The organism is Sphingomonas radicis, assembly GCF_051400635.1.
Lineage (GTDB): Bacteria > Pseudomonadota > Alphaproteobacteria > Sphingomonadales > Sphingomonadaceae > Sphingomonas.
The window spans coordinates 497,163-509,466 of the sequence record NZ_JBLFFG010000002.1 but is presented as its reverse complement, the minus strand read 5'-3'; the positions used below and the strand labels follow the sequence as shown (position 1 = coordinate 509,466).

Sequence of the window (12,304 nt, the reverse complement as noted above, 5' to 3'; positions counted from 1 at the left end):
GGCTCACGCTATCCGCGATGCCGAGAGCCCTCCTATCGCTGACGTGACCGGAGCAAGTGGTATGAAGAAGATCCTGGTCAACTGCGTACAGCCCGCGATGGTCGTGGCGATCCTGTTCTTCTGGGCATTCGTTCCCAAAGCGTGGATCGAGAACGCCTGGACGCTCACCATAGGCATATCGCTCACGACGCTGGTCGTTCTGGCGCTCGAATGGCTCAACGAGCGGCATGCCAGCTGGCGCTTGACGAAGAAGGAATTCTTCACCGACCTTTTCTACATGGTGTTGAGCATGACCGCGATCGCGTGGATCACCGCCAGACTGGCGGAAGAGCCGTTAATCGCAGCGAAGCACGCACTGGGCATCACTACGGAATGGGCCATGCATCTGCCCTTCGTCGTGCAGGTCGCGCTGGTCGTCTTCCTGGTCGAATTCGGTCAGTATTGGATGCACCGGCTGATGCACAACTATATGCCTTTCTGGCTGACGCACGCGCCGCACCATCACATCACCCAGTTGAATGCGATGAAGGGGGCAGTCGGCAATCCGATCGAACTCTTCCTGATCAGCCTCAGCGTAGTCGCGCTGTTCGATCTGCCGCTGGCTGCCATTTTCTGCGGCTTCCACGTCCTCTCGGTGGTATCGACGTTCGCCCACGCGAATACGCGGTGCGATCCGCCTCGGTGGTATGCGTTCTTCTTCACGACCATCCGGAACCACAGCCTCCACCATTCGGTGGGCTATGAGGAGACGCGCTGCAATTACGCGAACTCGCTGATCCTGCTCGATCGCGTCTTCGGCACCTATCGCGACGGAGAGGCCGAGCTGGTGGGTCAGGACGAACGCCGGCGCCTGTCGATCCGCGAGCAAATGCTCTTCCCGTTCCAGCCGATGATCGCGAGGATCAGGGCGAGACGAGGCTACGCCTAGACTGCGGCCAACCGGGCTCACGCGGATGGATTCGGCGCGTTGCCGCCCGCTCTTTTTGATTTCTACTGGAGGCGTTTCCCTGATGATCATGCGCGGATGTTTGAACAGGAACCGGATTGTCATGACGATGGCAGGAGGCCTTGCGCTGGTATTTGCCTCCGCCGCCTCCGCCCAGGAGGAGCGCGTACTTAACGTTCCAGGATTCGCCGATTTCCTCGCCGTCGACGGATCATCGGTCTGGACTACAAACAGAGGACGGGTCGAGCGCTGGTCTAACAGGCGCAAGCTCGCGGAAGTCGCGATGACGCACCCCTGCGGCGCAATGGCCGTTGCCTTCGGCTCCTTGTGGGTCGCCGACTGCAAGGAGCGGACCCTCAACCGGATCGATCTCAAGACGGCGCGGAAAACGGCCGTGATCACCACCGGTATCGCCAATCCCAAAGGCGAACTTAATGTCGTGGCCGGAGCCGGATCGGTCTGGGTGGCGAGCGACGAAAAGGGGATCATCGCCCGCGTCGACCCGGCCAGCAACAGTGTGACAAACTCGATTCAGGTCGATCCCGGCACCTATTATCTGACATTCGGTCTCGGATCGCTGTGGGCCGTCAGTTCCAGCCATCAGAGCCTCCAGAAGATCGACCCGCAGACCAACGCAATCGTCAGGCGAACGGCGTTGGGCCGGGAGCCGGGCTTCCTCGTCGCCGGCGAGGGCGCGGTCTGGGTTCAGGAGCAGGGAGACGGGACATTGGCCCGGATCAACCCCGAGACTGGAGACGTCACCGGCCGCGTGAAGGTCGACGAGACGTTGAAATATGGGGATATCGACGCGGGCGGCGGCAAGATCTGGCTGCGCACTACTGCCGGCCAGACGTTCGTCGTGGTCGATCCTCAAACGCTTGCCATTCGCGCGCGGGTCGGAAAGGGGACCGGCAGCGGAGCCCTGCGATATACGCAGGAGGGCGTGTGGACGACATCGCATGACGTTTACACGCTGTCGTGGTGGAAGGAGCCTGACCGCATCGGGAACTGACGCGCCTGGGATCAGCTCACATGTCGGATGGGATCAATTTCCCTCACCGACGGCTGCTCCCTCGCGCTCTGGCATTCTTTTGAAATCGCGGACGTCGCACGTTTCTTGCCCGGCGCTCAGGTGACACCACCCCCTTCGGAAATTCCAGTCTGCCACAGCACAATCCGATCCCACGTAGATGACCGCATTTCGGTAACCTGCTGGGATAAGGATCGCGTTTGTTCTCCTTAAGTCGCGCGAGCGGAGAGAATGGCACGCACCTAGAACGGCAGCGTCAGAACTCCTTGGACACTTTCGCCCGCAGCGTTCCCGAACGCTCACCGCTTGCGCCGCGCAACGCCATCTCGAGGTCGAACACCCAGGCGCTCGGCAGTTTGAGCATGCTGCCCAGCGAAAGCTCGAACTGGTCGCGCTGCCAGCCATTGGTGCCGATGCTGTACTGGGACGGTCCCGGAATGTCGGCATAGTCGAGGAACTGGATGCCGGTATCCTCGAACTCGTGCCGCCACTCGGCCCGCACGCGCGGCGTCACCGAGGCGAACTCGGTCTTGCGCGTGAAGTCGAACCGGGCTCCGAGCACACCGCTCAGCGACTTGACGTCGCGCTCGTCGAACCGGAGGTTCATGCGCCCGGCCCCGGTTTCCGCATAGGTGCCGAGCTGGGCGGTAAGCCACTCGCCGCGGCCATAGGCCGACCAGCGCAGATCGCCATCGCCGCGATCGATGCCCAGCGACAGCGCGGCGAAAGTCATCGAACCGTCGCGAACGCCGCGCGCGATCATGCCCGTCTCCGCCACGATGCGCTGGGTGCTGAAATCGAGATCGCCGGTGGCGATCACGCCGTCGACGAACAAGCCGCGGACGGGCGCGAAGCTGCCATAGGCGGCCACGATGCTGTTCTCGGACCGGACATGGGCCACGTCGCCGTCGATGTCGCTGCGATCGATTCCCCAGCCGCCGCCGATGCCGAGCACCAGATTCTCGGTGAGCTTGATGTCCGCGCCACCGCTCAGGCCGCTGCTGGTGGCGCTGATCTTCGAGCGGCCGGTCGTGCGGTCCTGCGTGCCGATCTCGATCGCGCCGCCCGCCCAAAGTGCGAAGGAACCCACGCGCCGTTCGCCGTCGCCCGGTGCATCGTCGGAGGATTTGGCCCGTGCGGCGGGACCGGTCGCGGCCGAGGTGCGCGCGCTTTCCGGCATCGCCATGCCGCGCATCGCCGCGATCCCGTCCACGGCGCGACCGTCGCCGCCCATGCCGCGAATGCGGTTGTTGAGCGCCAGCGTCGCCTGCTCGCCGTAGCGATCGGGCTCGACGAAGGTCCTGCTTGCATCGAGCGCCTGGAGCCGCACGCCCATGTTCGGATCGCTGCTACCGCCGCCGTTGTGGAGCGATTCGGTACGCTGCATGAAGTTCTCGATCTGCGACTGGGCGAAGCGGCGCGTGCTCTCTGCCTGGGCGTCGCTTACGGCGCGGACAGTCGGATCCGCGGTCGGATCCGGCCGCGCCTCGACATTGACAGTGATCGTCGCCGGAGCCGAGACACCGAACTCGTTGCTGAGCGTGTAGCGGATGACAATCGCGCCGTCGAAGCGTGCGGCCGGGGTGATCCGGAGTGCGTAGCTGCGCATTGCGCCGGCGCCGCTCGCCACGACTTCCGTCGTCGCGGAGCTTGCCGGGGAGACCGAGACCACCGTGGCGCCGGTGAACGGGCCGCCCGTGGCACCCTCGGTCAGATCGACGCTCACCGTTTCGCCGTCGCCTGCCGCGGCAGTCTTGTCCAGCGCGACAGGACCCACGCCGACCACGGTGATGTTCACCGCCGCTGGCGGGGACGTGCCGCCCGGACCCACCGCGACGAAGCGGAAGCTGTCCTGCCCGTGGAAGCCGGGCTGCGGCGTATACACCGCAGTCACGACGCCCAGCGCCTGAGCAGGTGCGGCCGTAAGCGCGGTCTGCGCGTTTCCGCCAGTAAGAAGTTCGACCATGCCGTGCGCCGGCTGGGTCTCGATCTGGACGCTGGTGGCGTTGCCGTCGACCAGCGCGGAAAGGTCGATCTCGAGGCGGCTGTTGGCAACCGTGGTCGATCCAGGAGTCGAGACATCCGTCGAACGCGCGACTGGCGGCGGCGGTAGCGCAACCGCAAGCGTGACCGTGGCTGCCGCCGAGGTGCCGCCGGGACCGGCCGCAGTGTAGGTGAAGCTGTCGGCGCCATAATAGTCGGTAGCCGGCGTGTAAGTGACCACCGAGCCGGCGACGCTGGTCGTGCCGTGCGCCGGCGCCGTCCCGACTGCCACACTGGTGTAAACGCCGCTGATAGCGCTCGTCAGATCGATGGTCGTGCCGCCGCTGTTGTGGGCGACGGCAACATCGCCGAGGTTCGCCGCCACCGGCGCGGGCGGCACGCTGACAGTGAGCGACACCGTCGCGGCTGCCGAGGTACCACCGGGGCCGGTCACGGTGAAAGTGAAGCTGTCGGCGCCGAAATAGCCCGCCGCCGGAACATAGGTGACGGTATAGCCCTGCGCCGTCGCCGTGCCGTGCGCCGGGGGAGCAGCGACCGCGATCCCGGTGTGCACGCCCGCCACCGATCCGGATAGGTCGATCGCCGTGCCCGTACTGGCGTAAAGCACGGTCGTTCCGCTGTGGTTCGCAGCGGTGGGAGCCGGCGGCAGGCCGACCGTGAGCGTGACCGTGGCCGCCGCCGAGGTGCCGCCTGGGCCGGTGGCAGTGTAGGTGAAGCTGTCGGCGCCGAAGTAGCTGGCTGCCGGCGTGTAGGTGATCACGTCGCCGCCGATGCTCACCGTGCCGTGCGCGGGGGCCGTGGCGACGGCGATGCCGGTGTGCACGCCGCTGATCGAACTCGAGAGGTCGATCGCGGTTCCGCCGCTCCCATAGGGTATGGCGACGCCGCTCAGGTTCGCGGCAGTCGGTGCGGCGGGGGTGGCGACGCTGAGGCTCACGGTCGCGGGCGCCGAGGTGCCGCCCGGGCCGGTGGCGGTATAGGTAAAGCTGTCGGCGCCGAAATAACCGGCTGCTGGCGTATAGGTCACCACATTGCCGGCGACGCTCACCGTGCCGTGCGCGGGGGCGGTAGCGACGGCCATGCTGGCATGAACGCCGGTGATCGAGCCCGAGAGGTCGATCGCGGTGCCGCTGCTCGCATAGGGGACTGCGACGCCGCTGAGGTTCGCGACGACCGGCGCGGAGGGCGTGGCCACGCTGAGAGTCACCGTAGCGGGCGCCGAGGTGCCGCCCGGGCCGGTGGCGGTGTAGGTGAAGCTGTCGGCGCCGAAATAGCCAGCGACTGGCGTATAGGTCACAACATCGCCAGCGACGCTCACCGTGCCGTGCGCGGGGGTGGTGGCGACGGCGATGCTGGCATGAACGCCGGTGATCGAGCCCGAGAGGTCGATCGCGGTGCCGCTGCTTGCGTAGGGGACTGCGACGCCGCTGAGGTTCGCGACGACCGGCGCGGACGGCGTTGCCACGGTGAGAGTCACCGTAGCGGGCGCCGAGGTGCCGCCCGGACCGGTGGCGGTGTAGGTGAAGCTGTCGGCGCCGAAATAACCGGCTGCTGGCGTATAGGTCACAACATCGCCAGCGACGCTCACCGTGCCGTGCGCGGGGGCGGTGGCGACGGCGATGCTGGCATGAACGCTGGTGATCGAGCCCGAGAGATCGATCGCGGTACCGCCGCTCTCATAGGGAACTGCGACGCCGCTGACATTCGAGACGGTTGGCGCAGCGGGGGGCGAGACGGTGATGCGGACCGTGGCCGGGGCCGAGGTGCCGCCCGCATTGGTGGCAGTATAGGTGAAACTGTCGGCGCCGAAATAGCCCGAAGCGGGAGTGTAGACGATGTCGGTGCCGGTCGCGTTGGTGCTGCCGTGCGATGGCGGTGAAGCCACTGCCACACTGGTTGCCGCGGCGCCTGAAAAGGCAAGCGTGATCGGGTTGGCATTGGAGTTGTAGGCCACGGTAGCGCTGACATTGCCCGCCACCGGCGCAGTGGGCGCGCCGACGACAAAGGTGTAGAAGCTTGCCACGGCAAAGGGTGAGCCCGGTCCGGTCGTGCTGTCGCGCGCAATAACGGTGAAGCCGAACGTGCCTGCTGTGGTCGGGGTGCCGGAAAGCGTGCCGTCCGTGGCCATGGTAAGCCCCGGTGGCAACAGCGCAGGATTTACGACCGAATAGGTGTAAGGTGCAGTGCCGCCGCCGGCGACGAAGTTGCCCGAATAGGCCTGGCCGGAGGTAGCCGAGAGTGTCGGTGTCGTGAGCGTGAAGTTCGGCGAGCCCACGATCACCGAATAGGCACGGCTGCCGCTATATGGGGCGCCTGCACCGGTCGACTGATCCGTAGCCGTGATAGTGAAATTGAACGAACCGGTGGCGGTGGCTGTGCCTGAGAGCACGCCTCCCGACGAAAGATTCCAGCCTGGCGGCAATGCGCCCGCCGTGACGGCGTAGTTATAGGTGCCGTTGCCTCCGGACGCCGTCAGCGTCTGGCTGTACATGGCGCCGGCCGAACCGTTCGGCAGCGTGGCCGGCGTGATCTGGATCGTCGCGGCGCTGACCGTCAGCGTGTAGGCACGGCTGCCCGTGTAGGGAGCGCCGGTGCCGGTGGAACTGTCGGTCGCCGTGATCGTGAAGTTGAAGGTGCCGCCGGCCGTCGGCGTGCCGGTGATCGCATTGCCCGAGACCGAAAGGCCGGCGGGTAGCGCGCCCGACGTCACCGCAAAGCTGTAGCCTGCGGTGCCGCCGCTGGCGGTCAGCGTCGCGCTGTAGGCAACGCCCGCGGTCGGGTTAGTGAGGCTCGCCGGGCTCAGCATGACCGTGGGTGCGCCGATGATCAGCGTATAGCTGCGCGGACCGGTGAAGGGCCCGCTGCCGCCCGAGCTGTCGGTCGCCGTCACGTCGAAGGTGAAGGTGCCCCCGGCGGTCGGTACGCCCGATAGCGTGCCGTTGGTTGCGAGCGTAAGACCAGGGGGAAGCGACGAGGAGGAATAGGTGTAGCCGGGCGTGCCACCATTGGCGGTGATCGTCGCACTATAGCTCTGGCCCACTGTGGCGTTGGCGAGTGTTGCGGGGCTCAGCACGATGGTGGGCGCGCCGACGCTCACGGTATAGCTCCTGCTGCCGCTGTACGGCGCGCCGGGGCCGGTGGTGCTGTCTTCGGCACGGATCGTGAAGGTGAAGCTGCCGCCGCTGGTGGGTGCCCCGGTGATGGCGCCGCTCGTGCTGTCGAGCGACAGTCCCGGCGGTAGCGAACCCACCACGCCATAGACGTAGCTGCCGGTACCGCCGCTCGCCGAAACGCTCGCTGAATAGGAAACGCCGATTTCCGGATCTGCGAGCGTCGCCGGCGAAAGCGCGATCGTCGGTGCGCCGACTGTCAGTGTGTAGCCGGCCGCGACGGTATAGGGCCCGCCGCTGCCTGCGCTGGAGCTGTCCGTGGCGGTGACGGTGAACGCGAAATTCCCCACCGCCGTCGCGGTGCCTGAAAGCGTGCCGCCGGTTGAAAGCGTGATGCCTGCCGGCAGCGTTCCGCCGGTTACGGCATAGGTGTAGGGGCTGCTGCCGCCGCTGGCGCTCAGCGTCTGCGAATAGGCAGCCCCGGCCGAGCCCCCTGGCAGCGCGCTTGGCGCGGGCGCGATCGACAGCGCAGGTCCGGCGATATTGAGAACGAGCGTGCCGCTCGCCTGGGTGAAAGGCCCGGCACCCGTCGAGCTGTCGGTGACGCTGGTAGTGAAGCTGAAACTGCCGCTTGCCGCGGGCGTGCCGCTCAACGTGCAGTCCGAAGCGAGCGCAACACCCGCCGGAAGGCCCGCGGGGCTGCTGCAACTATAGGTGGGGGTCCCGCCGCTAACGACGATCTGGACGTCCGCGAGCGGTGTGCCGCGCACGCCGCTGCCGGCGAGGCTGATCGACAGCACCGGATTGCTGACCGGGACCGTTACCGTGGCCGGAGACGAGGTGCCGCCAGCGTTGGTGGCGGTGTAGGTGAAGCTGTCGTTGCCGCGGAAGCTTACCGGTGGAGTGTAGCTGATCAGGCCGGCGCTATCGATCGAGACCGTTCCGCCGTTCGCCGTGGTCGATGAGCTCACCGCATAGCTTGTGGGGCTGTTGGTCGCGTGCGACGCAGCGCTGAACGTCGTCGCCGTGGCGCTGCCGCTGTTGTACGAGGCCGCGGAGGCGGTGAAGGGGTTCGCGACCGGGGGCAGCGTGATGGTGAAGCTGTTGGTGTTCGAATCGGGGCTCACAAGTCCGGCGGCGCTGGTCGCGGTGGCGCGAACGGTATGCGGTCCGGCGCCGAGCGGGGTCGGTTGAATCCGTGTCCAATTGCCCCCAGCGTCGGACGTCGTGGTGCCGATCGCCGAGCCGTCGACATAGACCGTGATCGTCACGCCGGCGGGGGCGGTGCCCGCATAGGTCGGCGTGGTTGATCCTATGGTCGCGCCGTTTGCGGGTGCGGTGACGACGGGCGCGAGGGGCGGCGTGTCGAAGGTGAACTGGTTGGCGGCCGCGGTAGCGCTTGTGCCGGCCGGGGTGGTGACGCGGACGTTGACCGTGCCTGCCGCCTGGGGCGGTGAGGTCGCGGTGATCTGCGTCGCGCTATTGGCCGTGAAGCTTGCCGCCGTAGCGCCGAACGTCACGGCGCTGACACCAGTGAAATTCGTGCCCGTGATCGTGACGGACGTGCCGCCGGCGGTAGTCCCCACGGTAGGGGAGAGCCCCGTTACCGTGGGCGCCTGCTGGACGATCGTTGAATCGCTGGCGCTCGCGGTGTTGCTCGCGCCGCCGCCCGACAACTGCACGCTCGGTACGAGCGGCGTTCCGGCCGTGCTCGTGAACTGGACGTTAAGCGTGATCGGGGGACCGTTGCCGGTGCCGAACGCTATGGTGCGCGTGCACGATCCCGACTGGCCCGAGCCGCTGCAGCTCCAGCCTGTGCCGGAGGCACTGGCATAGGTCATGCCGGTCGGCAGCGTGAAGGCGGCGGTAACGGTGGCCGTAGTGGTCGGTCCCACAGTGGTGCTCGGCGTCACAGTATAGGCGAGGGTCTGGCCCTGTGCGCCGTTGCCGCTGTGCGTCATGGACACCGCCAGCGTGGCTGCTGGGCCCACGCAGGACACAGTGAAAGTCGCAGTGGCCCCCGACGTCGACGTTCCGCCGGAGGGGCCGGCCGGGACGACGCCGAGATAGAGGAAGTCTCCGCCCGCGGAGAACTCGGCGGGGATGGTGAACACACCGGAACCCGAGCCCGAACCTGGATTGGTATGTACCGCGGCCACGCCCAAGCCACCGAGATAGACGGCTGCGCCGCCCGATGAGGAGTAGCTGTAGCTTACCCGCTCGCCGTCATTGAAAGATCCACCCACATAGGATTGTTCACCAAGGGTGTTCCCGTCGATGTAGGTGTAGGTCTTGCTGAGTTGTGCCGGCGGATTAGGAGAAACAAAGTCGAAGCCCGTGTTGCTGTTGACGTTCTGGCACGCCTGCGAGAGCTGAGCATGCGCAATGCCGGGAGCGAATAGCAGGCAGCCGGCGAGTGCCGCCAGCGCGAGTCTGGACAACGATCGGGGAAGCGGTCGGCTCGTGTCGGGCGTTAGCGGAGTGGGTGCCGGATCGCCCCGCCCGTCTTTGATGGCATCGAGCCCTGCCACGCCGCGCCACTCGCTGCGATGCCGCAGTGCGGTCTCAAGCCCCCAAACCATGTCGATACCCCCAAAATCGACGCGATTACGATCATTCGCGCGAGCGAACGCGGGCACCGCAGGACGGCACCCTGAATTGATTACCCTTTACGCAGACAGAGGGCGCAGAACGACTCGCCCCGACTTGAAAATCGGCGAAAATTCATTTCGGATCAAGTCAATATAAGTACCTACGAAGTTAACTAAGATCGGCCGACGAATACGGTAATCGGATACGATCTGGAGACATTATGGTCTGGTAGGATGTGCCGCCGGCACGTCTCGGATTTTGGAGATTCTTCGGAAATGGTTAGAATCGAAGAAAATAGTTTCCTTGCAAAAAAGTAGAAAATTGCACCATTCTAACAATGCCGCTGGTGGGGGCGTGGCTTCGGCATTTGCTACAACATGCCCTTTTCGTCATGGGGGAGTGACCAAGATGGCTGAACCTTTTCTCGGTGAGATTATGCAAGTCGGCTTCAGCTTCGCGCCGCGCGGCTGGACGACATGCCAGGGTCAGCTCCTGAGTATAGCGCAGCAGAGCGCACTGTTCTCGCTTCTGGGCACTACCTTTGGCGGCAACGGACAGACGACCTTCGGCATCCCTGATGCGCGTGGCCGGGCGTTCGTCGGCACAGGCCAGCGTCCCGGCGGCGGGACTTACGATATAGGCCAGATGGCGGGCACCGAGAATATGACGCTCACCACGGCCAACATGCCCATGCACACGCATGCGGCAGCTTTCGCGGGCAATGCGGCCACGCCCACCGCGACCGCCACGCTGTCGGTGATGACCGGTGCCACCACCCAGACCAACGTGCCGACCGAAGGGGCGATGCTCTCGCAGCCTGCCAATATCGGCCCGCAACCGGTCAAGATCTTCGTTCCTGCGGGCACGACCGGGACGCCGGTCAACCTCGGGGGCATCGCGGTGTCGGGCGGAGAGTTTACCCCGACAGGCAATGTCACCGTAGCGTCGAGCGGCGGCAGCACTCCTTTTTCGATCATGCAACCCTATCTCGGCATTACGACCGTCATCGCGCTGGATGGGATTTTCCCGTCGCGAAACTGATTGGGATGCGCAAATCCGGCCGTGCTATGGGCGTGACCGGATCCCGCACCACGCACGATGTTCAGGCGAACACCGCCTGATAGTGCCGCGCGTTGGCTGAAGGCTGAAGTTGGGTAATGTAGATCTGGTGCGGCCCGCCCTTACCGCAATCGAATTCGTACGTCGTATCCATCAGATAGACATGCGCCGGGGCTTCGAAGAACAGCGAAAAGGGCTCGCGGAAATCAAGCTCCCGGACCAGCTTCGGCCGGCGCTGGATTCGCTCGAGCGTGATTTCGACCGGTTCGGGAAGCGTGTTGATACGAATCTTGCGGCCAACCCAGGGATCAAAATCTTCCGGTTTGAGCAACTGCATGCGACATGACCCCCCGACCTTGCGATTCATTGTGGTAGCGCCAGATTGCCAGTGCGGAGGGGCGATGTGAAGCGGGCGGTGCACGTGCGGGGGAGCAAACGCGGAGCTGTGTCGTTCCCTGCGCTTCCCGAAACTCTGACCGGACAGGGAATCGGGCTGCGAAGCGAAGAGTCGAGCGATCACGCGTTCCTGCGTCGCCTTTACGGTACCCAGCGCGCCGAGGACCTTCTGCTCACTTCGTGGAGCGAGGTGGACAGGGCACACTTTCTAGACGAGCAGTTCCGGCTACAGTCGCTGCACTTCGATCGCGAGGCGAAGGCGGAACGGCTGATCATCGAACGCAGCGCCCCGCCGCTCGGGCCGGAGCCGATAGGCCGGCTCTACCTCGATCGCTCGGCATCCGCATGGCGGCTCCTCGAAATCGCGCTGCTTCCCGCCTTGCAGGGCATCGGCATCGGAACTTCGCTGATCCAATGGCTGCATGCGGCAGCCACTGCGGCTGGTGCAGAGGCAGTCGATCTCCACGTCACCATCGCCAATGGGCGCGCCGGAGCACTGTACCGTCGGCTCCGCTATGTCGAGATGCCCAGTGACTGGCCGACGCACAAGCGGATGCGCCGCGCGCTTCGCGATTAACTGGTTCCCGCAGCCAGTTGATCGGCGAGCCAGTCGTTCACCTCCGCATCGATCACCAGATGGACGCGATCGGTCGGGCCGCGGTTCGCAACGCTGTGCGGGTCGGAGAGGCGGAGATACCAGACCTCTCCGGGCGCCATCGGCACAGGGCGGCGGTTCACGTTGAACTCGACCTGTGCGTTGGTGACGATGGGAAGGTGGAGCCGGACGCTGCCTTCCTCCGCGGCCATCCCTGGATCGCTGTGCTCGAGGATCACGGAACCGGGCGTCAGCCGCATCAGCCGGGCCGATCGCAACGGGCAATCGAAAGCCGCGATCACCTGCTGCAGATAGGGTGCGCGAGCGAGCGGGGGCGCGTCCACGAAATCCGTGACGCCGGGATGCGCGGTGATCATCAGGATCGGATGCTCGGCGCCCGCGGGCGCCCGGAGCGGCATAGCGCTCCACTCGCCTTGATAATTGCACGTGACGAAGTGCGGAGTCCATTCGGTGTCGGCGAGCGCCTCTAGATCGGCCGCGAGCCGGACGGGATCAAAGGCGAACGGCAGGCGGATACGGTCGCCATGGTTCTCGCCGGTCGCTATCCGCAT

At 65.7% G+C, this 12,304-nt stretch carries 7 protein-coding genes; 4 read left to right on the top strand and 3 right to left on the bottom strand.

Features of this window, described 5'->3' with window-relative positions; all coding sequences use genetic code 11:
- Positions 1-61 precede the first annotated feature (61 nt).
- Both ACMGDH_RS09310 and ACMGDH_RS09305 read left to right on the top strand, forming a co-directional pair.
- Positions 62-928: a sterol desaturase family protein gene (locus ACMGDH_RS09310; protein ID WP_436827665.1), complete on the top strand. Its 867-nt coding sequence runs from the start codon at positions 62-64 to the stop codon at positions 926-928.
- An 82-nt stretch (positions 929-1,010) separates the two neighbouring features.
- Entirely contained in the window at positions 1,011-1,958 is a 948-nt protein-coding gene (locus tag ACMGDH_RS09305) for a Vgb family protein (RefSeq protein ID WP_436827664.1), read from the top strand.
- Positions 1,959-2,232: 274 nt separating this feature from the next.
- Here the strand turns inward: ACMGDH_RS09305 and ACMGDH_RS09300 are convergent, their stop codons facing one another.
- Positions 2,233-9,672 carry an Ig-like domain-containing protein gene (locus tag ACMGDH_RS09300; protein ID WP_436827663.1) on the bottom strand — a complete coding sequence of 2,480 codons (7,440 nt, stop codon included), beginning with the start codon at positions 9,670-9,672 and terminating at the stop codon, positions 2,233-2,235.
- A 418-nt stretch (positions 9,673-10,090) separates the two neighbouring features.
- On the opposite strand from ACMGDH_RS09300, the gene ACMGDH_RS09295 reads away from it, so the two are divergent.
- Positions 10,091-10,723, top strand: a complete 633-nt coding sequence (locus ACMGDH_RS09295) for a phage tail protein (protein ID WP_436827662.1) — start codon at positions 10,091-10,093, stop codon at positions 10,721-10,723.
- Between the two features lie 61 nt (positions 10,724-10,784).
- Here the strand turns inward: ACMGDH_RS09295 and ACMGDH_RS09290 are convergent, their stop codons facing one another.
- Entirely contained in the window at positions 10,785-11,078 is a 294-nt protein-coding gene (locus ACMGDH_RS09290) for a DUF6916 family protein (protein WP_436827661.1), read from the bottom strand.
- 108 nt (positions 11,079-11,186) lie between these two features.
- On the opposite strand from ACMGDH_RS09290, the gene ACMGDH_RS09285 reads away from it, so the two are divergent.
- Positions 11,187-11,714, top strand: coding sequence for a GNAT family N-acetyltransferase (locus ACMGDH_RS09285; RefSeq protein ID WP_436827660.1), 528 nt, complete (start codon positions 11,187-11,189; stop codon positions 11,712-11,714).
- On the opposite strand, the gene ACMGDH_RS09280 is transcribed toward ACMGDH_RS09285, so the two are convergent.
- Positions 11,711-12,304 (bottom strand): aspartyl/asparaginyl beta-hydroxylase domain-containing protein, encoded by a 594-nt coding sequence (locus tag ACMGDH_RS09280; protein WP_436827659.1) that lies wholly within the window; start codon positions 12,302-12,304, stop codon positions 11,711-11,713. The genes ACMGDH_RS09285 and ACMGDH_RS09280 overlap by 4 nt on opposite strands.